Source organism: Streptosporangium sp. NPDC048886 (genome assembly GCF_055586905.1).
Window position 1 is genome coordinate 41,994 of the sequence record NZ_JBVJHH010000027.1, and the last position, 22,554, is coordinate 64,547.

At 71.8% G+C, this 22,554-nt stretch carries 18 protein-coding genes; 8 read left to right on the forward strand and 10 right to left on the reverse strand.

The features are described 5' to 3' along the window. Positions 1-106 precede the first annotated feature (106 nt). The 9 genes from ACZ6R6_RS30115 to ACZ6R6_RS30155 all read right to left on the reverse strand — a co-directional run bounded on the left by ACZ6R6_RS30115 (position 107) and on the right by ACZ6R6_RS30155 (position 9,782). Positions 107-628: a YbaK/EbsC family protein gene (locus tag ACZ6R6_RS30115; protein ID WP_470098944.1), complete on the reverse strand. Its 522-nt coding sequence runs from the start codon at positions 626-628 to the stop codon at positions 107-109. A 64-nt stretch (positions 629-692) separates the two neighbouring features. Beyond that, positions 693-2,255: a flavin monoamine oxidase family protein gene (locus ACZ6R6_RS30120; RefSeq protein WP_470098946.1), complete on the reverse strand. Its 1,563-nt coding sequence runs from the start codon at positions 2,253-2,255 to the stop codon at positions 693-695. Positions 2,256-2,261: 6 nt separating this feature from the next. Further along, positions 2,262-3,104, reverse strand: coding sequence for a M55 family metallopeptidase (locus ACZ6R6_RS30125; RefSeq protein WP_470098948.1), 843 nt, complete (start codon positions 3,102-3,104; stop codon positions 2,262-2,264). Beyond that, positions 3,101-4,324 carry a DUF6395 domain-containing protein gene (locus ACZ6R6_RS30130; RefSeq protein ID WP_470098950.1) on the reverse strand — a complete coding sequence of 408 codons (1,224 nt, stop codon included), beginning with the start codon at positions 4,322-4,324 and terminating at the stop codon, positions 3,101-3,103. Before ACZ6R6_RS30130 ends, ACZ6R6_RS30125 begins: the two co-directional genes overlap by 4 nt. Continuing rightward, positions 4,321-4,752, reverse strand: coding sequence for a hypothetical protein (locus ACZ6R6_RS30135; protein WP_470098952.1), 432 nt, complete (start codon positions 4,750-4,752; stop codon positions 4,321-4,323). The genes ACZ6R6_RS30130 and ACZ6R6_RS30135 overlap by 4 nt, the downstream gene beginning before the upstream one ends. A 114-nt stretch (positions 4,753-4,866) precedes the next feature. After that, positions 4,867-5,640 (reverse strand): enoyl-CoA hydratase/isomerase family protein, encoded by a 774-nt coding sequence (locus ACZ6R6_RS30140; protein ID WP_470098954.1) that lies wholly within the window; start codon positions 5,638-5,640, stop codon positions 4,867-4,869. Positions 5,641-5,688: 48 nt separating this feature from the next. After that, positions 5,689-6,795 carry a glycosyltransferase family 4 protein gene (locus tag ACZ6R6_RS30145; protein WP_470098956.1) on the reverse strand — a complete coding sequence of 369 codons (1,107 nt, stop codon included), beginning with the start codon at positions 6,793-6,795 and terminating at the stop codon, positions 5,689-5,691. A gap of 97 nt (positions 6,796-6,892) precedes the next feature. Continuing rightward, positions 6,893-9,013 (reverse strand): amylo-alpha-1,6-glucosidase, encoded by a 2,121-nt coding sequence (locus ACZ6R6_RS30150; protein ID WP_470098958.1) that lies wholly within the window; start codon positions 9,011-9,013, stop codon positions 6,893-6,895. Positions 9,014-9,170: 157 nt separating this feature from the next. Continuing rightward, entirely contained in the window at positions 9,171-9,782 is a 612-nt protein-coding gene (locus ACZ6R6_RS30155; protein WP_470098960.1) for a TetR/AcrR family transcriptional regulator, read from the reverse strand. 104 nt (positions 9,783-9,886) lie between these two features. On the opposite strand from ACZ6R6_RS30155, the gene ACZ6R6_RS30160 reads away from it, so the two are divergent. From ACZ6R6_RS30160 to ACZ6R6_RS30185, 6 genes are all read left to right on the forward strand, one after another. Further along, positions 9,887-11,362 carry an MFS transporter gene (locus tag ACZ6R6_RS30160; RefSeq protein WP_470098962.1) on the forward strand — a complete coding sequence of 492 codons (1,476 nt, stop codon included), beginning with the start codon at positions 9,887-9,889 and terminating at the stop codon, positions 11,360-11,362. A gap of 78 nt (positions 11,363-11,440) precedes the next feature. After that, positions 11,441-12,340, forward strand: coding sequence for an alpha/beta hydrolase fold domain-containing protein (locus ACZ6R6_RS30165; RefSeq protein ID WP_470098964.1), 900 nt, complete (start codon positions 11,441-11,443; stop codon positions 12,338-12,340). Further along, on the forward strand, positions 12,337-12,840 hold the full coding sequence (locus tag ACZ6R6_RS30170) for a hypothetical protein (protein WP_470098966.1): 504 nt from the start codon (positions 12,337-12,339) through the stop codon (positions 12,838-12,840). The genes ACZ6R6_RS30165 and ACZ6R6_RS30170 overlap by 4 nt, the downstream gene beginning before the upstream one ends. After that, positions 12,837-12,986, forward strand: a complete 150-nt coding sequence (locus ACZ6R6_RS30175; protein ID WP_470098968.1) for a hypothetical protein — start codon at positions 12,837-12,839, stop codon at positions 12,984-12,986. The genes ACZ6R6_RS30170 and ACZ6R6_RS30175 overlap by 4 nt, the downstream gene beginning before the upstream one ends. Positions 12,987-13,009: 23 nt before the next feature. Next, on the forward strand, positions 13,010-13,372 hold the full coding sequence (locus tag ACZ6R6_RS30180; RefSeq protein WP_470098970.1) for an ArsR/SmtB family transcription factor: 363 nt from the start codon (positions 13,010-13,012) through the stop codon (positions 13,370-13,372). Between the two features lie 345 nt (positions 13,373-13,717). Beyond that, on the forward strand, positions 13,718-15,655 hold the full coding sequence (locus tag ACZ6R6_RS30185; RefSeq protein ID WP_470098972.1) for an N-acetylmuramoyl-L-alanine amidase: 1,938 nt from the start codon (positions 13,718-13,720) through the stop codon (positions 15,653-15,655). Positions 15,656-15,748: 93 nt separating this feature from the next. On the opposite strand, the gene glgP is transcribed toward ACZ6R6_RS30185, so the two are convergent. Next, complete coding sequence (gene glgP / locus ACZ6R6_RS30190; protein WP_470098974.1) at positions 15,749-18,331, reverse strand: alpha-glucan family phosphorylase; 2,583 nt, start codon at positions 18,329-18,331, stop codon at positions 15,749-15,751. Positions 18,332-18,681: 350 nt separating this feature from the next. On the opposite strand from glgP, the gene ACZ6R6_RS30195 reads away from it, so the two are divergent. Both ACZ6R6_RS30195 and treS read left to right on the forward strand, forming a co-directional pair. Beyond that, the gene (locus ACZ6R6_RS30195) at positions 18,682-20,802 is read left to right on the forward strand and encodes an alpha-1,4-glucan--maltose-1-phosphate maltosyltransferase (protein WP_470098975.1); all 2,121 of its coding nucleotides are present in this window, start codon (positions 18,682-18,684) and stop codon (positions 20,800-20,802) included. A gap of 45 nt (positions 20,803-20,847) precedes the next feature. Beyond that, positions 20,848-22,551, forward strand: a complete 1,704-nt coding sequence (treS, locus tag ACZ6R6_RS30200) for a maltose alpha-D-glucosyltransferase (protein WP_306864703.1) — start codon at positions 20,848-20,850, stop codon at positions 22,549-22,551. The last annotated feature ends 3 nt before the right edge of the window (positions 22,552-22,554 follow it).

Below are 22,554 nucleotides of genomic sequence, written 5' to 3' on the forward strand. Positions count from 1 at the left end.
ACACCGCCCATGAGATGAACCATCAGGCCATATTCTTCGATTGAACAACGTCTGCCGGGCTCCAACGGTTTCCCAAAGCGCGGTAACACTCAATCTCTTTTCGGCGTCAGTTCGCCAGCCGGAGCACCTCGGCCGTTTTCAGACCGGCCAGCACGGCGCCCGGCAGCGCCAGCTTCGAGTGGCGGACGCCACTGCCGATCACGACTCCCGGGTGGGCCGCCACGGCCTCGTCCACGAGCACCGGCCACTCCTCGGGCAGCCCCAGCGGGGTGATCCCGCCGTACTCCATCCCGGTCAGGCCGACCGCGTCGTCCTGCGGCGCGAACGAGATCTTCCGCGCGTCCAGATGACGCCGGACCACCCCGTTGACGTCCGCCCTCATCGTGGCGAGCACCAGGCAGGCGGCGTAGCGGACCTCCCCGGCCCGCTTGGCCGCCACGATGACGCAGTTGGCCGACTCTTCAAGCCCCACGCCGTAGCGCTCGCAGAAGGCCGCCGTGTCCGCCAGCGCCGGATCGATCTCCGCCACCTCGACCCCGTCGAGCCCCGCCACCGCCCGCGCCACCGGCTCGGCCAGCAGGTCCGGCCGCGCGGCGGCCTCCACCCAGTCAAGTGTCCCGATCGCCATCGTCGTCTCCTTCAGGGTCGTGCCTGATTGCCCGCTCCAGAGACTGTACGGCCGCGCGAGGGGCTCAGGAGGAGGTCTGGAGGACCCGCCCGTGGAGTTCGGTGACGGCCTTCCTGGCCGACTCCATGGCCCCGGCCTGCCAGGCGATCAGATGGGTGAGCCAGTCGCCGGCGAAGTAGACCCGGCCGGCCGGGCGCTGCAGGAGGGTGAACGCCCCCTGGTGGGAGGGCCAGTAGACCCAGCCGCCCTCGATGTGCGGCTGGCGCTGCCAGGCGATCGAGACGCTGGAGCGGAGCTCGGTGCGGTATTTCTCACCGTGGATCTTCTTGCCCTGGGTGAGCGCGCGGCTGCGGCGGTCGCGGTGGGACAGCTCGCCGTACAGGTGGGCGTTCTCCTCGGTGTTGTAGTAGCCGACGACCAGGCCGCTGCCGGAGTGGTAGCCGTGGGAGGGGTACCAGATGTGGGTGATGTCCAGGTCGGTCTCGGTGATCCCGCCGTAGATGCGGTCGTCGATCTCCCACCAGCGCCTGCCGTACTCCAGGCCGATCTTGCCGGCGGCGACCGGGACGGGGGTGCGGAGCGCGGCGGTGATCGGGGCGCCCAGGTTGTGCGGGAGGCGGGCGAGCAGGTGGGGCGGGAGGGTGGCGACGCAGTAGTCGGCGCGGACCGTGCCGCCCTGGTAGGCGACCTCGACGCCGTCGGGCAGGTTCTTGAGACCGGTGACCCGGGCGCCCGTCCTGATCCGGTCGCGGCCGACCGCCCGGACGAGGGCGGTCACGATCGCGTCCATCCCTCCCACCGGCTGGAACATGGGCATGGCCTGCTCGTAGCCGAAGTCCATCGTCAGCGCCCGGCCCGTGCCGGCGGCGAGCACGTCGCTCAGGGAGGGCGGCGCGCCGACCGGGACGCCGCCGGTGACCCCGGGGTAGGTCTCGAAGCCGCGGCGGGTGGAGCCCCGGTAGGTCAGGTCGGGGCCGATGTCGCCGAAGCGCCGCAGGAACTCCGCCAGCCGCTCGCGGTCGTCCTTGGTGAGGCGGCGGTTCAGCGCGCCGGCGTCGGTCGCCTTGGCCAGCAGCTCCGCGACGTATCCGTAGAGATCGGCGCGGGCGGTGCGCGCCCGGGCCGGGGCGGTCATGCCCCGCGTGTAGACGTACGCCGAGGCGTTGTTGTTGACGAACGTCTCGATCGGCACGCCCAGCTCTCGGCAGTAGTCCATGGTGACCATCCACTGCGCGATCCGCCCGGGCCCGGCGTTGAAGTAGGTCCCCTCGCCGAACTCCGCAGTCTGGGTCTCGCCGTCCTTCTCGGTCAGCCGGTCCCCGGCGCGCAGCGTCAGGTTCCTGCCGCCCACCCGGTCGGCGGCCTCCAGGACCGTGCAGTCGTATCCGGCCTTGCCCAGCTCGTAGGCGCAGGTCAGCCCGGCGACCCCGGCCCCGAGGACCACCACCTTCGCCGCGCCCCGGCCGCGCAGGGCGAAGTCGGAGGGCTGCGGGGGGACGAACGCCTTCTCCTGGGCGTCGGGGGCCAGGCCCAGCGCCCCCATGGCCGCGAACATGGCCCCGGCGCCGCCGGCCGCGCCCACACCGACCAGCAGCGCCCTGCGGGTCATCGCAGTGGAATCACTCATGACGTGTCAGCCGTAGACGCCGCTGCCGCAGGCGATCTGGCCGCCGATCATGGAGAAGATGCCCATCAACGCCATGATCTGGGAGAAGTCGCCGGTGGTGAACTCGGTGTGGCGGGGACCGGCCGATCTCACGCCGGGGATGAGCGCGCATCCGGCGGCGATCGCGGTGGAGTTCCACTCCACGCCCAGGGTGAACGGGGGCTCGGGGGCGCAGGGACGGAAGTCCGCGACCCGGTTGAGCGCGCGGGCGGCGGCCTCGCGGATGCGGGCCTGGGCGACGGCCGGCGGCAGGAGCTCGGCGGAGAACTTGTCGACGCCCTTCTTGACCGCGACGGTCTCGACGTCGCCGAGCAGCTCGCGGGCCTCCTCGCAGACGGCCTCGTCCCCCGTCACCAGGGCCACCGGCACGCCGAGCGACCCGGCGAACGACGCCACCAGCCGGGTCTCGCCGCAGACCTCGCCGTTGAGGTAGACGTTCTGGATCTCCTTGCCCATCCAGGTGTGGTTGAGGACCCCGTGCTGGACCCCGGCCCGCGCGTGGTAGCCGGCGAAGCAGGCCGCCCGGTAGCTGGCGTCGAGCCCCTGTCCCATCCGCAGCGGCTTGCCGGGCCCCCGGATCAGCGTGGCCCGCTCGTCGAGCAGGTCGATCCTGAGGTTCTTGACCGACCCGTGCGCGTCGTTGACGCGCACGGCCTCGGCCCCGGCGTCGAAGGCGCCCTGGATGACCGCGTTGGCGTCGCCGGTCATCAGCTCGCAGCCGCGCTCGTAGCCCCGGCCCCCGGCGTGCATCTCCTCGGGGTCCGTCAGCCCCGTGACGCCTTCCATGTCCACCGAGAGGTATACCTTCACGACATCCCCCATGTCTCGACGCGGCGTGCCTCGTCGTCGCTCATGAACCCGACCTCTCCGGTGATGAAGTCACGGACCCGCTCCCGCCACGGCTCGGGGATCTCCTCGATCGCCGGCGGGTAGCAGCGCTCCAGCCAGGACGTCGACGCCTCGGTCGCGCCCAGGAACTCCGCGGCCCTGCCGAAGACCGTGTCCTCGACGCCGGGCACCCGCGCGCAGCCGTACTCGATCATCTCCTGCCCGCCGTACGGCGGGGGCTCCTGCCACTTGCGCGCGACCGGGCGGCCCGGGGTGACGGTGGTGCGCAGCGGGCGGCGTTCGACGGCGGCCTGGATGAGCTCCTTGTACAGGCACTTGCCGCAGGTGCCGCAGGGACCGTCCACCCCGCGCAGGCACCAGCGGACCTGCTCGCGCAGGTCCGACTCCAGGGCCAGGCGCATGGTGACGGCCTCGCTCACCCCGCCCACCGGGAGCACGATGTGCACGCCCGCCGCGGCGAAGGCCCGGCCCCAGGCGCCGTGCGGGGACCACATCGGGTTGTCGGGGGTGTAGCGGAGCAGGTAGCGGTCTCCGCCCAGCCAGCGCGAGCCCAGCTCGTAGCCGAAGGCCAGCCCGCCCAGGTCGAGCTCGTCGGCCAGCAGCAGCGCCCCGGCGGCCACCGCGTGGTGCTCGGGGTAGCCGGGCCGGGGCTCGGCGAGCGTGAACTCCAGGTCGGAACGGACGACGGTGAGCTCGCGGCCGGTCCGCGCCGCCAGCGAGGCCAGGACGTCGGCGCGGTAGTGGGTCCAGCGGTTGGGCACGCGCGGGTGGGAGACCCGCTGGAAGTGGACGAACGGCGCGTCGGGCAGCATCGCGGCCACCGCCGCCGAGTCGGCGCCGCCGCTGTAGGAGATCGCCAGTCTGCCGCCGGAGCGCGGCGTCCCGCCGACGGGCCCCGCCTCGATCCCCCAGCCCGACCGGATCGCCGCGGCGAACTCCGGCGAGACCGGCCGGTCGAAGACGATCGCGCGCCGGGTCCACGGCGCGACGACGGTCCACGCGGCCAGGGCCGACAGGTCGGGGTGGACGTCGTACGGCGCGCGCGGCAGCTCGACCCGGAAGGAGTTGGTGGCCAGCTTCAGCGGCTGGCCGTCGGCGCAGAACCCGGTGATGGCGTCCTCGGGATCGAGCCGGAAGGTGAGATGCCAGACGCCGCCGTCCGCGGCCCAGGTCGCCCTCATGCGGGGCTCCCGGAGGACCGGTCCGCGCCGGTCCCGGAGGACCCGTCCGCGCCGGTCCCGGCGAGACGGTCCGGGGCGCCCCCGGAGGGCGCGGCCGCGGCGGGCGGGCCGCCCGGGAGGCGGTCCACGGCCTGCCAGAGCAGCACCTCGTTCTGGAGCACCCGGTCCATCGCGACCGCGGTCTCCCGGGCCAGCCGGTGAGCGTCGTCCCAGCGGGCGGCCCGGGCCTCCTCGACACCGGCCCTGGCCACCTGCGCCCGGAGCCTGTCGATCTCGGCCCGCAGCGCGGTCACCTCCCGGCCCAGTGTCTGGACCTCCCAGAGCGCGTCCCGGATGTCCTGGCGGTGATCGGCCAGGGAGATGTATCGGGAGTCGAACCAGCCGCGCACCGCGCGCCGTAGGCGGGCGGGCACCAGAGCGTGCTTCACCAACCGAACCATAGTCCGGCACGATACCGGCAAAGCTTGATCTACCCGGATGGTCCTGCCGACATCGGGAGCACCGCCCGGACCGGCGCCCGCGCCGTCCCGCCCGGGAACGCCTCAGCGGCCGGTGAACTTGGCCTGGGACTTCTCCGCGAAGGCGCGCATGCCGGCCTTGGCGTCATCGGTGGCGAACAGGGCCGAGAACTGCAGGCGCTCGATCTCCAGGCCGCTGTCCAGGTCGACCTCCAGGCCGCGGTCGACGGCCTGCTTGGCGGCGCGCAGGGCCAGGGTGGGGCCGCCGGCGAACCTGGCGGCGTAGGCCAGCGCCTCGGTGTAGACGTCGGCGTCGGGGACGACCCTGTCGACCAGCCCGATCTCCAGCGCTTCGGCGGCGGGCACGTGGCGGCCGGTGAAGATGAGGTCCTTGGCCCTGGCGGGGCCGACCAGGCGGGGCAGCCGCTGGGTGCCGCCCGCCCCGGGGATGATGCCCAGCAGGATCTCCGGCTGGCCGAGCTTGGCCGACTCGCCGGCGATCCGGATGTCGGCGCACAGGGCCAGCTCACAGCCGCCGCCCAGGGCGTAGCCGGTCACGGCGGCGATGACCGGCTTGCCGATCTCCGCCACGGCGGTGAAGCAGTTCTGCAGCACCGCGGAGTGCGCCGACATGTCCGCGTAGGACATGTCGGCCATCTCCTTGATGTCGGCGCCCGCCGCGAAGACCCGCTCCCCGCCGTAGAGGACGACGGCGTGAACGCCGGGGTCGGCGTCCACCTGCCGGGCGCAGGCCGCGATCTCCTCCTGCACCTGCCGGTTGAGCGCGTTCATCTTCGGCCGGTCCAGCCTGATCGTCGCGATCCCCTCGGCCGTCTCCACCCGCACGAACTCACCCATGGCCGTCCCTCCGCCGAAAATTCCGTCACCCCAACATAGAGGCGCGGCCTAGTTGGCGGGCAGTGCCAGGCTCATGGGCTCCTCCGCGGGGCCGGCGGGGCCGGCGATCACCCGGCGATAGACCTTCTCGTACTCCTCCGTCATCACCTCGACGTCGAAGCGGTCCGCGACGTGGGCCCGGCAGGCGTGCGGATCGAGCCCGCCGGCCGCCTCGACGGCCTCGGGCAGCTCCCCGGCGTCGCCGCGGACGAACCCGGTGACCCCGTCCACCACCACCTCGGGCACGGCCCCCCGGCCGAGCGCGACCACGGGCGTCCCGCAGGCCATGGCCTCGATCATGACCATGCCGAACGGCTCCTCCCACAGGACCGGGAAGAGCAGGCAGCGGGCCGCCGCCAGCAGCTCGCGCTTGCCGACGGCGTCGGCCTCGCCGATGTACTCGGCGTCGGCGCCGAGCCGGGGCCTGACCTGCTCCTCGAAGTAGTGGTGCTCCACCTGCTCGGTGAGCTTGCCGGCCAGCAGGATGCGCCGCCCGGCGGCGCGGGCCGCGTCGATGGCCAGGTGCGCGCCCTTGTCCCCGTTGAACCGGCCGAGCCACAGCACCCAGTCCTCCTTGTCCTCCCGGAAGGGGAAGGAGGACGTCTCGACGGCGTTGTGAACGGTCCCGGCCCAGTTCAGGTCCGGGGCGGACCGCCGCTGGGCAGCGGAGATGCCGACCATCGACACGGTCTCGCCGAGCGCCCGGTAATACTCGCCGAACTCGCCCTCCACGTCGTAGTGGCAGGTGACCACGGTCGGCACGGGCCGCGTGTCGGCGGTCAGCGGCCCCGCCAGCGAGTGGTCGTGGACGATGTCGGCGTCGAGCCCGGCGACGAGGGACTGCACCCTGGCCGCGTGCAGCACCTCGGGCATCGCCTCACCGATCCGCTCGGAGGGCGGCGTGTCGCAGGTGGCCAGGAAACGCGCGGACGTCCCCGGCCGGCCGGCCCCGATCAAGGTGACGTCGTGCCCGCGCCGGGACAGCCCGGCGACCAGCTCGGCGATCATCGACTCGATGCCCCCGTAACCGTGGGGCGGTACGTCGTACCACGGCGGGGCGATCATCACGATGCGCAGCCCGTCGGGCCATTCCGAAAAACCTGTCTCAGAGATCATGCCAACCTCGCCTACGGCCTTCCGGCCGGTCAGAAGCATCCGGATTCAACTGATCGAGCTACCGGGGGCGTGCGGGTCGGGGGCTGAGGAGGGGGCGTCAGGGGACGTGGTGGAGGACCGCCGTCGTGGGACGGCGTGGTTCACGGTGCACGGTGATCCCCTCGGGCAGGCCGGTGACGGAGATCTCGCCGCCGGCGACCTCGACGTCGATCCGGGTGCCCGCGATCGGGATCCCGGTGATCCGCAGGTTGTCCAGCCCGACGGGGGCCAGCCAGATGTGGCCGTAGGGGATCCACGGGTCGAACCGGAGCAGGCAGCGGACGAGCTGGATGGGGGTGGCGGCGGCCCAGGCCTGCGGGGAGCAGGAGGAGGGGAAGGGCACCGGCCAGGCGAAGTCGTCCCGGCCGAAGCCGCAGAACAGCTCCGGAAGCTGCCAGCCGAAGACCTCGGCCGCGTCCAGCAGGCCGAACGCGATCCGCTGTGCCTCCTCGGTGAAGCCGTACCGCATCAGGCCCGCGGCGATGACGGCGTTGTCGTGCGGCCAGACCGAGCCGTTGTGGTAGCTCATCGGGTTGTAGGCGCCCATGGTGGAGGCCAGCGTGCGCACGCCGTACCCGGTGAACATCTCCGGGGAGAGCAGGTGCCCGGCGACGGAGGCCGCCCTGTCCTCGTCGATGATGCCGGTCCACAGGCAGTGCCCCATGTTGGAGGCGAGGCTGTCGATGGGACGTCCCGTGGCGTCGAGTCCGATGGCGTAGTAGCCCCGGTCCGGCAGCCAGAACCGCTCGTTGAACGCCTCCCGGAGCAGCGTCGCGCGGTCGCTCCAGTGCCGCTTGAGGGCCTGGTCGCCGACCTCCTGGGCGAAGTGGGCGCGCGCGGTGTAGGCGGCGTAGACGTATCCCTGGACCTCGGCCAGGGCGATGGGCGGGCGGGCCAGGGTACCGTCGGCGAAGTTGACGCCGTCGACGGAGTCCTTCCAGCCCTGGTTGAGCAGGCCGTGGTCGGTCTTGCGGCGGTAGGACAGGAAGGGGTCGGCCGACTTGGTGATCCATTCGAGGGCGGCGTCGGCGCTCGGCAGCAGCTCGTCGACCGCCTCCCGGTACACGCCCCACCGGCGCAGCTCGCCCAGGAGCATCACGAACAGCGGGGTGGAGTCGACCGAGCCGTAGTAGGCGAGGCCGCCGTCCGCCGTGACGCCCGGCTGCGCGCCGAAGCGGAGCTCGTGCAGGATCTTGCCGGGCTCCTCCTCGGTGAGCGGGTCGTCGATCCTGCCCTGCAGCCGGGCCAGCCGCCGCACGGTGCCGAGCGCCAGGGACTGGTCCAGCGGGAGCGCCATCCACGAGGTCAGCAGCGAGTCGCGGCCGAACAGGGTCATGTACCACGGCGCGCCCGCGGCGATGCTCGGCGGCTCGTCGGGCCGGTCGGGCTCGAACAGCCGCAGCGACCCCAGGTCCTCCCTGGAGCGGCGCAGGATCTGGGCGAGGGCCCGGTCGGGGGTGCTGACGGAGGGGCTCAGGCGCCTCCAGTCGGCGCGGCGCCTGGCCGGTTCGGCGTGCTCCACCGGATGACGGGTGGAGAACCAGGCGGGCGACTCCTCCCCCTCCAGAACCGGGTTGACCTGGAGGCTGACGGTCCATTCGCCCCGGGCGGGGACGACGGTCCGGAAGATGAGCATGCCCGGGACGGCGAACGGCGCCGGGTCGGCCACCACCCTGGCCCCGCGCGAGCGGCTGGTGGAGAAGACCAGCAGCCCCGACCTGTCGGGGGTCATCTCCACGTCGGGCACGTAACGGATCCGGCCGGCCTTCACCTCGAACAGGTCTGCCACGTCGGAGCTGAGGTGGATGTCGACCACGCATCCGGCCGGCTCGTCGGACAGGTTGCGCAGGGTCAGGTCCTCGCGGAGGCCCCCGCCGACGTAGCGGTCCCTGATCACCAGCAGCGTGCTCTCCGCGTGTCCCGGCCGCGGCCCCGCCCGGCCGATGAACGTCGCGTGGTACGGCTCGTCCGTGAGCACCCGGAGGGCCTCCACCGGCATGTCGTCCACCCTCAGCTCCCAGCGCGACAGCAGCCGGGTGTCGGCGTGGTAGACGCCCTGCGCCCCTCCTTGCACGATGTCGCCGCCGCGCGTGCACACGCAGAAGGACCCGCCTTCGACCAGCGTCACCGTGGTGTCGCCCAGCGCGCCGGGCTGGCCTTCGAACGTCCATCCGTTCACTGTCGTCTCCGGGCTGTGAGTGAGGTCTCGGCTCTGTAGCCATTCCCACCCCGGGAGGCGGACAATACTTCGCGCGCGCCCGGAACCGCCCGCATGGATCGATGAAGTCGCTGGTCACAGCCCTCCGCGAGGCGCGGCCGGCCCGCGGGCGACGGGGTCAGCCGCGGTAGGCGCCGGCGCGCGCCGCGGCCGCGGCCGCCTCGGCGGCGCGGTCGGCGCACGCCTCGTCGAGGGGGCCGCCGCTGGCCAGCAGCCGGTAGTACAGGGGGGCGGAGACGGCGCGGATCACCTCCTGCGCGTCGGTGCCCGGGGGCAGCTCGCCGCGGGCCACGGCCTGCTCGACGCAGACGGCCCACTCCTTGACGCGGGTCTCGTAGAAGCGGTGCAGGGCCTCGGCCGTGCGCTCGTCACAGGTGGCGGCGGCGATCATGGCCTTGAAGAGGGCGCCCTGGCGCGGGTCGGTCAGCGTGCGCTGGACGAGGCGGGCGTTGGCCTTCAGGTCGCCGATGAGCGAGCCGGTGTCGGTGCGCGGCAGCGACTGCTCGGCCATGTCCACCAGCAGGTCGGCCACCAGGCCGGTGGTGGTGCCCCAGCGGCGGTAGACCGTCGTCTTGCCGACGTCCGCGCGGCGTGCGACGTCGGCGAGGTCGAGATGGGCGAAGCCCCGCTCCGCGAGGCAGTCCCCGGCTGCCCGCAGGACCGCCTCCCGCACCCGGGCCGTCCTGCCGCCGGGCCGTACGGTCCCCGGCTCCGCGCCTTCAACGGTCATAACGGTTCTCCAGTTCCATTTAAGTGCCCACCGGTGCTATGGTCGTCTCATCTTAACGGAACCACAGCCCCGTTAGAACTTCCCCTTTTTCAGGAGGGACTCCCATGTCCGTGCTCGATCACGCTCCACACGCCCCGGAGGCCGGACCGGCGTCCGCGGCCGACCACCGGCGGAAGGCCCACATGACAGGGCGGCAGAAGCTGGTGCTGACCTTGCTCCTCGGAGCCCAGTTCATGATCGCGGTGGACTTCTCCATCCTGAACGTGGCACTGCCCGTCGTCGGCGCCGGCCTCGGATTCGCCCTGTCGGACCTGCAGTGGATCGCCACCGCCTTCGCCCTGGCCGCGGCCGGCTTCACCCTGTTGTTCGGCCGGGTGGCCGACCTGTTCGGCCGCAAGCGCCTGTTCCTGGGCGGCATGGCCGTGCTCGGCCTGGCCTCCGTCCTCGGCGGCCTGGCCACCTCGCCCGAGATGCTGCTGGCCGCGCGCGTGCTGCAGGGCCTGGCCACCGCGGCCGTCACCCCGGCCGGGCTCTCCCTGCTGACCACCGCCTTCAAGGAGGGGCCGCTGCGGGAGAGGGCCCTGGGCCTGAACGGCGCGCTCATGTCCGCGGGCTTCACCGCCGGCGCCATCCTCGGCGGCTTGCTCACCGACCTGCTCTCATGGCGCTGGGCGTTCTTCGTCAACGTGCCGGTCGCGGCTCTCGTCCTGGCCCTCGCCCCGTCCGTCATCACCGACTCCCGCCCCGCCGAGCGCCCCAAGCTGGACGTCCCCGGCGCGATCGCCGTCACCGGCGGCCTGCTCGCCCTGGTCTACGGCCTCACCCAGGCCGGAGAGGGCGGCTGGACCGCCCCCGCCACCCTGGCCGCGCTGGCCGCCGGGGCCGTGCTGCTGGTCGGCTTCTGGTTCATCGAGAAGCGCTCGGCCGCCCCGCTCGTCCCCGTCCGCATCATGAAGCGCCGCAGCGTGATCTGGGGCAACACCACCGGTCTGATCGCCTTCGTCACCGAGACCTCGCTGGTCTTCCTGCTCACCCTCTACCTGCAGGAGGTGCTGGGCTACTCCCCGCTGGCCACCGGGCTCGCCTTCGGCGTCCTGGGCGTCGGCACCGTCATCGGCGGCACCCTGGGCGGCAAGGCCGTCGGCCGGTTCGGCAACCGCGCCACCATCGTCGCCGGCGGCGCCGTCCAGGCCGCCGCCACCCTCGCCCTGGTCGCGCTGGGCACCTCCGGCGCCTGGATCTGGCTGCTGCTGGCCGCCACCTTCATCGGCGGCGTCGGCAACATGCTGATGATCGTCGGCTTCATGGTCACCGCCACCTCCGGTCTGCCCGACTCCGAGCAGGGGCTGGCCACCGGCCTGGCCACGATGACCCAGCAGGTCGGCATCACCATGGGTATCCCGATCATGAGCGCCATCGCCACCGCCCGCATGACCGGCCTGGGCACCACCGGCCCCGACGCCGTCCTGTCCGGTGTCAGCCTCGCCGTCCTGGTCAACTCCGCCCTGGTCCTGGCCGGCACGCTGCTCGCCGGGGCCTTCCTCTCCCCCCGCCGTGACAGGCGCGCGGCGGTCAAGTGACCCGCCCCGGGACGTACCGGACCCCCGGCGACGCCGGGGGCGCCGGCGCCCGCCCCGCCGCCCGAAGGGAACAGCGCCATGACAGCGGAGAACGCCGTGCCGGTGAACAGCGCCGTGCCAGTGCCGGTGAACGGCACCGTGTCAGTGAACAGCGCCAGGTCGGTGAACAGCGCCGTGCCGGCGGAGCCCGCCCGCGGCACCGGCGACCGCTGGTGGCCGGTCACCCTGCCCGGCCCCGGCCACGACGTGCCCGCCCGGGTCTACCGGCCCGGGCACGCCCCGCACGGCTGGCTGGTGTGGGCCCACGGCGGTAGCTGGCGCGCCGGGTCGGCGGCCGGCTGGCACGCCGCCACCGCCGATCTCGCCCGCGCCGCCGGGGCCACCGTCGTCAGCGTCGACTACCGGCTGGCCCCCGCCCACCGCCACCCCGCCGCCCTCACCGACCTGCTGGCCGCTATGGACTGGGCCCAGGAGCGCGGCGCGGGCCCGGTCGCGGTCGGCGGTGACAGCGCCGGAGCCACCCTGGCCGCCTCCGCCGCCCTCGTCTGGCGCGACCGGCACCGGCCACTCGCCGCGCAGGTCCTGGCCTACCCGCCGATCGACCCCGGCTGCCGCGCCCCCTCCTATCACCGCCGCCCCCACGCCTTCCCCGGCCCGGCCGAGCTGGCGGCGGCCTGGCGCGACTACCGGGGCGGCGCCGGACGCCATCCGGCCGCCGCCGCCCCCACCCCGCTCTACAGCACCCCGGCCGAGGCCGGCGACCTCACCGGGGCGGCCCCCGCCGTCCTCGCCGTCGGCACCCTCGATCCCGTGGCCGACGACGTGCGCGCCTACGCCCGCCGCCTGCGCGCCGCCGGGACCCCCACCCGCCTCCTCCGATTCCCCGGCGGCCGGCACGGCGCCTTCCTCACCGACCCCGCTTTCCGTCACCGGCTCGGCACCGCCTACGCCGCCGTCCACTCCCGGGAGACCACATGACCACCGGCGCCCCCGACCACGCCGCGGCGCTCCTGCGCCACTTCGCCGACCTCCGCGACGGCACCCACGGCCACGCCGCTTCCCGCCAGGGCAAGGAGCGGCACTTCCGCGAGGCCGTCGCCCTCCTCGACCCGTACGCCCGCCAGGCGCTCGGCGAGATCGACTCCGGGCTGCTCCTGGGCACCGGCGAGATCATCGCCACCGGCGTACGCCGCACGGCCGACGGCGGGCTTGACGCCCTCTGGGCCCTGGCCTGGCCCGAGCAGCGCGCCGCCGGCATCGAGCCGATCGTCCTGCACGCCTTCTACGGCGCCGGATTCCACCACCCGCACCTGCAGGGCGGCACCGTCGGCCAGTGGCCCATGAACGTCTTCACCCCCGGCGAGGCCGCCGCCGAGCTGCCCACTCTGCGCGCCATCGCCGCCGCGGACCTGCACAACCTCGTCTTCCGGCGTGACTACCGCATCATCCCCGCCACCGTGCGGGAGGCCGACCGGTGACCTCGCGCGCGCTCACCGCCACGAGGCGGGCGACCGGCGTCGCCGCCGCGGGGCGGGCGGCCGTCGGCGCCCGCCCCGGTCACCGGCGCCGCCCGCCCCGGGCCCCGGCCACCCGCTGGGAGACGGTCCGCCGCAGGATCTCCTAGGCTGTTCGACGGAGGTCGATCACATGAGCGCACAGCCAGAACCGGCCGGCCCGCCCAGCTCCGCCCGGGCCCGGAGCCTGACCCACGTCCACCCGGCGGACGTCTCCCTGCAGACCGCGCTGGACGCGGTCGCCGACCCGGTGCGCCGGGCGATCCTGCGCGAGCTGGCCGGGGAGCCCGACTGGGCGCGCGCCTGCGGCACCTTCGACCTGCCGGTCAGCAAGGCGACCCGCAGCCACCACTTCACGGTGCTGCGCCAGGCCGGCCTGCTCGAACAGCGCGACGCCGGTCCGCGCCGGGTCAACCGGCTGCGCCGGCCGGAGTTCGACGAGGCCTTCCCCGGCCTGCTGGAGCTCGTGCTGAGGGAGCGGCCGGCGGCGCCGTAGGCAATCGTTCGGCCAGTTCTCCGGCTTTCCACGGGAAGCCGGCATGGCGTTCTGCGATCCTCAGGCGTCCGTCGCGGAGCCGCCGCCGGAGGCCGTCGCCGAGGAGCCCGCGGAGCCGTTCCCCGGGCGGCCGCCTGACCGGCGGCCCGGCGCCCATCGTGAGCAGAGCGGTCCGGCGCCCGGCGCGAGGAGATCCGCGCGCGTCCAGACGGTTCACACCCTGCCGGACCCACGCGGTGAAGAAACTCTTCTCCAAGTGTCACAAATATGAAGAAACTTATTGACATCGCGATCTTAACTTCGCAGTCTGACTTGCATCGGATCCCCCAGCCGAGGAGCACCCCCATGCAACGATCCACACCGCTCCGCATGGCGGCCGCAGCCGTCATGGCCGTCGGCGGTCTTGCCCTCATACAGCCGGCGTCGGCCGCCCAGGCGGCCCCCGACGACCGGCAGGCGGCCTTCACCGAGGCCGCCAAGGCCTACGACGTCCCCGAGAGCATCCTGCTCGGCGTGTCCTACCTGGAGTCACGCTGGGACGCCAACGCGGGCCGGCCGAGCAACTCCGCGGGCTTCGGGCCCATGCACCTCACCGACGCCGCCGCGCTCGTCACCGAGGGCGCCGCCGAGCACCACGGCCAGGGCGAGGAGGACCCCCGCGGCGACGAGAGCCGGCCGCTCACGGTCACCGGGAAGGCCCCGGCCCCGGCCGAGATCCCCGCCTCGCTCAAGACCCTGGAGAAGGCCGCCGAGCTCACCGGCGCGAGCCGCGAGCAGCTCCGCGCCGACCCGGCCGCGAACATCCGCGGCGGCGCGGCCCTGCTGGCCGACTACCAGAAGCAGCTCGGCGCGCCGCTCAGCGCCGACCCCGCCGAGTGGTACGGCGCGGTGGCCCGCTACTCGGGCGCGGAGGAGGCCGAGGCGGCGAAGTTCTTCGCCGACGAGGTGTACACCACGATCCAGAGCGGCGCCGAGCGGGTCACCGACGACGGGCAGAAGGTCGGCCTGGCGGCGGTTCCCGGCCTGAAGAAGTTCGAGAAGTGGCTGGACAAGCTCGGGCTGCACCGGCCTCGCCGGGACGGCGTCGAGTGCCCGCCCACGGTCTCCTGCGAGTGGGTCCCGGCGCCCTACCAGGCCCTGCCGGACGACGACTACGGCAACCACGACCTGTCCGACCGGCCGCGGAACCAGAAGGTCGACTACATCGTCATCCACGACATGGAGGGCTACTTCGGTCCCTCCCTGAAGCTGGTGCAGGACCCCACCTATGTGAGCTGGCACTACTCGCTGCGCTCCAGCGACGGTCACATCGCCCAGCATGTCAAGACCAAGGACGTCGCCTGGCACGCCGGCAACTGGTACGTCAACGCCAAGTCGATCGGCCTGGAGCACGAGGGCTTCCTCGGCGAGGGCGGCGCCTGGTACACCGAGGCGATGTACCGCACCTCGGCCAAGCTGGTGCGCTACCTGGCCCTGCGGCACGGCGTCCCGCTGGACCGCGCGCACATCATCGGCCACGACAACGTGCCGGGCACCCTGCCGAGCACCGTGCGCGGCATGCACGAGGACCCGGGCCCCTTCTGGAACTGGGCGCACTACTTCGACCTGCTCGGCAAGCCGCTGCACGGCTCGGGCGGCCCGAAGGCGGAGTCGGTCATGATCCTGCCCGACTACGACAAGAACCAGCCCTACTACTACGGCTGCGACCGCAAGAACCCCACGGCCGACTGCGCGCCGCACGGCTCGTCGTCGATCTGGCTGCGCACCGAGCCCCGCGGGGACGCCCCGCTGGTCAAGGACATCGGCAAGCACCCGACCGGTGACTCGCTCTACAGCGTCTACGACCACAGCGCCCGCGCCAACACCGGTCAGCGCTACGCCGTGGCCGAGCGCCAGGGCGACTGGACGGCGATCTGGTATCTCGGCCAGAAGGCCTGGTTCCACAACCCCGCCGCCCAGCCCACCGCGGTCCCCTCGCGCGGCCTGGTGGTGACGCCCAAGCCGGGCCTGGCCGGCGTCCCGGTGTACGGCAGGGCCTATCCGGAGGCGGAGGCCTACCCGGCGAACGTGCCGGTCCAGGCGATCACACCGCTGCAGTACACCTTCGCCGCCGGCCAGCGCTACACCCTCGGCCTCGCCACCCAGGGCGAGTATTACCGGGCGGTGACCTTCGACGCCTCCCAGCACGTGGTGGTCCGCGGGAAGCAGAAGTACTACCAGATCCAGTTCGGCCACCGCGTGATGTTCGTCAAGGCCGACGACGTCGTGGTCTCCATCGCCTGAGCGTCCCGGGACGGCTCGGGCGGGACCGCGGGCCGGCCGGGGGACTTCCGCTCCCCCGGCCGGCCCGCCGGTCTCAACCGGCCGGTCCCCGGCTCAGCGCAGGGTGCCGTTGGTCATGCCCGCGGGCTCCTCCGGCACGGCCACCAGGCCCAGCTCGGAGGGGGCGACCACGAGAGGGTGGTCGGGGACGACCCGGACGGTGTAACCGAAGGACCCGGTGCGGTCCAGCGGGATGGTGCCGCTGAAGACCGCCTTGCCGTCGTCGCCGTCCGCCTCCAGCGTCAGGTCCGTGTAGGCCGGGCCGACCAGCTCGTCATGGAGCCCGACCAGGCCGTAGGCGGCCTGGACCCGGATGTCCTGGGGTTGCAGCTCGCCCAGGGCGATGGTCGCCCGCAGCTCCAGGGCCGCCCCCACCTCGGGGGTGTCGCCCAGGTTCGCGGCCTCCACGTGCTCGACCCGGATCCCCGGCCACGCCTGGCTCACCCGTAGCTTCCAGGCGGCGAAGCTCTTGGCCGGCTCGTAGCCGTCGGCCACCAGGGCACGCGCCGACCTGGCCGCCGGGGTGTAGAGGTCGACCACGTAGTCGCGGAGCATCCGGCCGGCCAGGACCTTGGGGCCGAGGGAGGTCAGGGTGTGCCGGACCATCTCCAGCCAGCGCAGCGGCAGGCCGTCGGAGGCGCGGTCGTAGAACCGGTCGGCCACCTCGTGCTCGATCAGGTCGTAGAGCGCGCCGGCCTCCAGCTCGTCGCGGCGGTCGGGGTCGGCGACACCGTCGGCGGTGGGGATGGCCCAGCCGTTGGTGCCGTCGTACCACTCGTCCCACCATCCGTCGCGGATGGACAGGTTGAGCCCGCCGTTCAGCGCGGCCTTCATCCCGGAGGTGCCGCTCGCCTCCAGCGGCCGGATCGGGTTGTTCATCCACACGTCGGAGCCCTGGACGAGCAGCTGCCCCAGGGCCATGTCGTAGTCGGGCAGGAAGACGATGCGGTGCCGCACGTCCTCCCGGTCGGCGAACTTCACGATCTGCTGGATGAGCTTCTTGCCGCCCTCGTCGGCGGGGTGGGCCTTGCCCGCGATCACGATCTGGACCGGCTTGTCCGGATCGAGCAGCAGCCCGCGGAGCCGCTCGGGATCGCTCAGCATCAGGGTGAGCCGCTTGTAGGAGGGGACCCGGCGGGCGAAGCCGATGGTCAGCACGTCGGGGTCGAGGGCGTCGTCGATCCAGCCGAGCTCGGCGCGGGAGGCGCCCCGGTCGATCCAGGAGCGGCGCAGCCGCTCGCGCGCGGCCTCGACCAGCCGCCCGCGCAGCTGCCCGCGGATCCTCCAGATGTCGGCGTCGGAGATCTTGTTGACGCCCTCCCAGCCCTGGGCCCGCTCGACCAGCGTGGGCAGCTCCCTGCCCGCCAGCTCCATGATCTCGCGGCCCACCCAGCTGGGCGCGTGCACGCCGTTGGTGATCGAGCCGATCGGGATCTCCTCGGCGTCGAAGCCCGGCCACAGCCCCTGGAACATCTCCCGGCTGACCGCGCCGTGCAGCTCCGAGACCCCGTTGACCCGCTGGGCCAGCCGCATGCCCATCGCGGCCATGTTGAACTTGCCCGGCTCCTCCTCGGCGCCGAGCGCCAGGATGCGCTCCACCGGGACCGTGGGCCACGCGTTGTCCCCGCCGAACTGGCGGGCGATCATCTCGGCCGGGAAACGGTCGATCCCCGCGGGGACGGGTGTGTGGGTGGTGAAGACCGTCCCGGCGCGGACCGCCTCCAGGGCCTCCTCGAAGGAGAGCCTGCTCTCGGTCAGCTCGCGGATGCGCTCCAGGCCCAGGAAGCCCGCGTGCCCCTCGTTGGTGTGGAACACCTCGGGCTCGGGATGGCCGCTGACCCGGGAGTAGGCGCGGATGGCGCGGACGCCGCCGACGCCCAGCAGCAGCTCCTGCAGCAGCCGGTGGTCGGTGCCCCCGCCGTACAGGCGGTCGGTGACGTCACGGGCGGCGGTGTCGTTCTCGGCCACGTCGGAGTCGAGCAGCAGCAGCGGGACCCGCCCCACCTGGGCCACCCAGATCTGGGCGTGCAGGACGCGCCCCTCGGGCAGGCCGAGGGCGATCCGCACCGGCGTGCCGTCCTCCTCCTTCAGGAGGGTCAGCGGCAGGCCGCCGGGGTCGAGGGACGGGTAGTGCTCCAGCTGCCAGCCCTCGGGCGACAGGGACTGGGTGAAGTAGCCGTGCCGGTACAGCAGGCCGACCGCCAGGATCGGCACGCCGAGGTCGCTGGCGGTCTTCAGATGGTCGCCGGCGAGGATGCCCAGCCCGCCGGAGTATTGCGGCAGGGCCGCGGCGATGCCGTACTCGGGCGAGAAGTAGGCGATGGCCCGGGGCGCGTCGGGGATGGTCTGGTACCACCTCGGCGCGGTCATGTATTCACGGAGGTCGTCCGCCGCGTCGGCGACCCGTCTCAGGAAACGGCGGTCGGCGGCCAGCTCGCGGAGCCGGCCCGCGTCGACCGCGCCGAGCAGGGCGACGGGGTCGTGGCCTACGCGCTCCCAGACGACCGGATCGACCTCGGCGAACAGGTCGATCGTCTCGGGATGCCATGACCAGCGCAGATTGTGCACAAGCTCGCCGAGGGAGGCCAGCTCCGGAGGAAGGACGGTGCGGACGGTGAACCTGCGGATTGCTCTCACGCTGCCAGACCCTAGTTACTCAGCGCCACGAGGGCGACCTAAACACTCACGCGTCTCCCCCTCACCGCTATCAATCAGCCCCAAACACATCAAAGCCGGGTTGATCACGTCTTCGGGCAACTCGCCGGAGAGTGAGAGGTCCCGCACTCTTCCACCCACACGCATGAAGATGGACTATTGGGGCAACGCATCTATGGGCCGCAATACTCCGCCTCCCGGAACCGGCCATCCACGCGGAGGCGGGACGTAGTCCTGCCCGAGGCCGGTCGCGGGATGTTTGAAAAAGCAAAGATCTTTTTACTGACTTTTTTCCGGCGGTACCGGGCGTGCCGTCGCTACCTTGAGACGCGATGATCGGACGAATCCCAATCCAGGACATCCAGCCCACGGTCGACTGCGGGCGCCGCCCCGCCAAGGCCGCCGCGGGCGAGACCTTCGAGATCACCGCCACCGTGTTCCGGGAGGGACACGACGCGGTGGCCGCCGGAGCCGTGCTGACCGGCCCGGACGGCGTGCGCGGACCGCTGCTGCGCATGAGGGAGCTGGCTCCCGGCACCGACCGCTGGGGCGTGGAGGTGACGCTGCCCGCCGAGGGCGACTGGCACTTCCGCGTCGAGGCGTGGAGCGACCCCATGGCCACCTGGTTCCACGACGCGGGCATCAAGATCCCGCGCGACATGGACGCCGAACTCATGTGCGAGGAGGGCGCCCGGCTCTTCGAACGCGCGGCCAAGGCCGTACGGCCCGCCGACTGTGGGAGCGTGGCCCGCAAGCCCGCGAAGGCGGCGGCGGGCGGCGCGACGGCGCCGGGCCCCCGGGCGGCCGGGCGGGAGGCGGTCACGGAGTTCCACGTCTGCGGGCACCGGGCCGCGCTGCTGTCGGTGGCGGCCAAGCTGCGCGACAAGGAGCTCGACCCGCGCGCCCGGTTCTCGGTGGCCCAGCTCCCGGACACGGCGGAGCTGCTGCGCGCGCACCCGCTCCGGGATCTGGTGACCAGGTCGGCCAGACACGTGATCAGGGTCGACCGGCGCAGGGCGCTGTTCGGCTCCTGGTATGAGTTCTTCCCCCGGTCCGAGGGGGCGATCGTCGACCGGGACACCGCCCCTAAATCTGGAAATTTCACGACTGCAGCGAGGCGGCTGCCCGCCGTCGCGAAGATGGGCTTCGACGTCGTCTACCTGCCGCCGATCCACCCGATCGGGCACAGCTACCGCAAGGGCCGCAACAACACCCTGACACCGGAGCCGTACGATCCGGGCTCCCCCTGGGCGATCGGCTCCGAGGAGGGCGGGCACGACGCCATCCACCCCGACCTCGGCACCTTCGAGGACTTCGACGCCTTCGTGGCCAAGGCCCGCGAGCTGGGCATGGAGGTCGCCCTCGACCTGGCCCTGCAGTGCGCGCCCGACCACCCGTGGGTCAAGGAGCACCCGGAGTGGTTCAACATCCGCGCCGACGGCTCGATCGCCTACGCGGAGAACCCGCCGAAGAAGTATCAGGACATCTACCCCCTGAACTTCGACAAGGACCCGGAGGGCATCTACGCCGAGGTCAAGCGGGTGGTGCGGCTCTGGATGGACCACGGCGTGCGGATCTTCCGGGTGGACAACCCGCACACCAAGCCGGTGGCGTTCTGGGAGCGGCTGCTGGCCGACGTCAACTCCACCGACCCGGACGTGCTGTTCCTGGCGGAGGCGTTCACCCGGCCGGCCATGATGCAGGCGCTGGCCAAGGTGGGTTACCACCAGTCCTACACCTACTTCACATGGAAGAACTCGCGGCAGGAGGTCGAGGACTACCTGGGCGAGCTCTCCCACGAGACGTCGCATTTCCTGCGGCCGAACGTTTTCGTCAACACCCCTGACATCCTCCACGAATACCTCCAACACGGGGGAGTCCCGGCATTCCGGATCAGAGCGGTCCTCGCGGCGATGGCGATGCCGACCTGGGGGGTGTATGCCGGATATGAACTTGCGGAGAATGTCCCAGTTCGACCGGGCAGCGAAGAATACCTAGATAGCGAGAAATATCAGTACAGACCTCGCGATTGGGTGGAGGCCGAGCGGGAAGGCCGTAGCCTCGCCCCCTTCATCACGCAACTTAATTTGTTCCGAAGAGCACACCCGGCGCTCCAGGAACTGCGTAACCTACGGTTCCATAGCGTCGACCATCCGGACGTGGTCTGCTTCTCCAAGCGGCTGCCCGGCGCCTACGACACGGCCACACGACGGCACGGCCTGGGCGATGTGGTGCTGACGGTCGTGAATCTCGATCCACACAACACCCATGAGGCGACGGTGTCGCTGGACATGCCGTCTCTCGGTCTCGACTGGCATGCCGAGTTCTTCGTCGACGACGAGCTGTCAGGCGAGTCCTATCGCTGGCGACAGAACAACTACGTGCGCCTCGATCCCCATATCCACCCAGCACACATCTTCACTTTGCGTGCCGCGACGGCGAACCAGCGGTGAGCCGGCCGGGTGCGCGATACCGGCAGAACAGCGGGGAGTCCACTGGTGAGTCAGCTACCTGAGCCAATCCCGAACACTTTCGACGAGGAGAAGCCGCGCGACCCGTACTGGTTCAAGCGCGCCGTCTTCTACGAGGTGCTCATCCGGGGATTCGCCGACTCCAACGGAGACGGCACCGGAGACATCCGTGGTCTCATCGACAAACTCGACTATCTCCAGTGGCTCGGTGTGGACTGCCTCTGGCTGCTGCCCCTGTACGAGTCACCGCTCCGCGACGGCGGTTACGACATCGCGGATTTCATGAAAATCCTTCCCGAGTTCGGCGATCTCGGAGATTTCGTGAAATTGGTGGATGAGGCTCACAAGCGAGGTATGCGAGTCATCGCCGACCTGGTGATGAACCACACCAGCGACCAGCACCCCTGGTTCCAGTCCTCCCGCCACGACCCCGACGGCCCGTTCGGCGACTTCTACGTCTGGAACGACGACGACGAGCGCTACAAGGACGCCCGGATCATCTTCGTCGACACCGAGACGTCCAACTGGACCTACGACCCGGTGCGGCAGCAGTACTACTGGCACCGGTTCTTCTCCCACCAGCCGGACCTCAACTACGAGAACCCGGACGTCCAGGACGCGATGCTGGAGGTGCTGCGGTTCTGGCTGGACCTCGGCATCGACGGGTTCCGGATGGACGCCATCCCCTACCTGTTCGAGCAGGACGGCACCAACTGCGAGAACCTGCCCAGGACCCACGAATACCTCAAGCGGGTCAGGGCCGAGGTCGACCGCCTCTACCCCGACCGGGTGCTGCTGGCCGAGGCCAACCAGTGGCCGGCCGACGTCGTGGAATACTTCGGCGACCCGGCCACCGGCGGCGACGAGTGCCACATGGCCTTCCACTTCCCGTTGATGCCGCGCATCTTCATGGCCGTCAGGCGGGAGTCCCGCTACCCGATCTCGGAGATCATGGCCCAGACGCCGAAGATCCCCGAGAACTGCCAGTGGGGCATCTTCCTGCGCAACCACGACGAGCTCACGCTCGAGATGGTGACCGACGACGAGCGCGACTACATGTACTCCGAGTACGCCAAGGATCCCCGGATGCGGGCCAACGTCGGCATCCGGCGGCGGCTGGCCCCGCTGCTGGAGAACGACCGCAACCAGATCGAGCTGTTCACCGCGCTGCTGCTGTCGCTGCCCGGGTCGCCGGTGCTCTACTACGGCGACGAGATCGGGATGGGCGACAACATCTGGCTGGGCGACCGCGACGGCGTCCGCACCCCGATGCAGTGGAGTCCGGACCGCAACGCCGGATTCTCCAACTGCGACCCCGGCCGGCTGTACCTGCCGGTCATCATGGACCCGATCTACGGCTACCAGGCGATCAACGTCGAGGCGCAGCAGAAGAGCTCCGGCTCGCTGCTGCACTGGACCAAGCGGATGATCGACATCCGCAAGCGCCACCCGGTCTTCGGCCTGGGGGCGTTCACCGAGCTGAACTCCTCCAACCCGAGCGTCCTGGCCTACGTGCGCGAGTTCGGCGACGACCGCATCCTGTGCGTCAACAACCTCTCGCGCTTCCCGCAGCCGGTGGAGCTGGACCTGCGCCGGTTCGAGGGCTCGGTGCCCGTGGAGACCATGGGCGGAGTTCCGTTCCCACCGATTGGCGAACTTCCGTATCTTTTGACGCTTCCTGGGCATGGGTTCTACTGGTTCACCCTGCCGCCCGTAACCCAGGAGGCGTAAAGC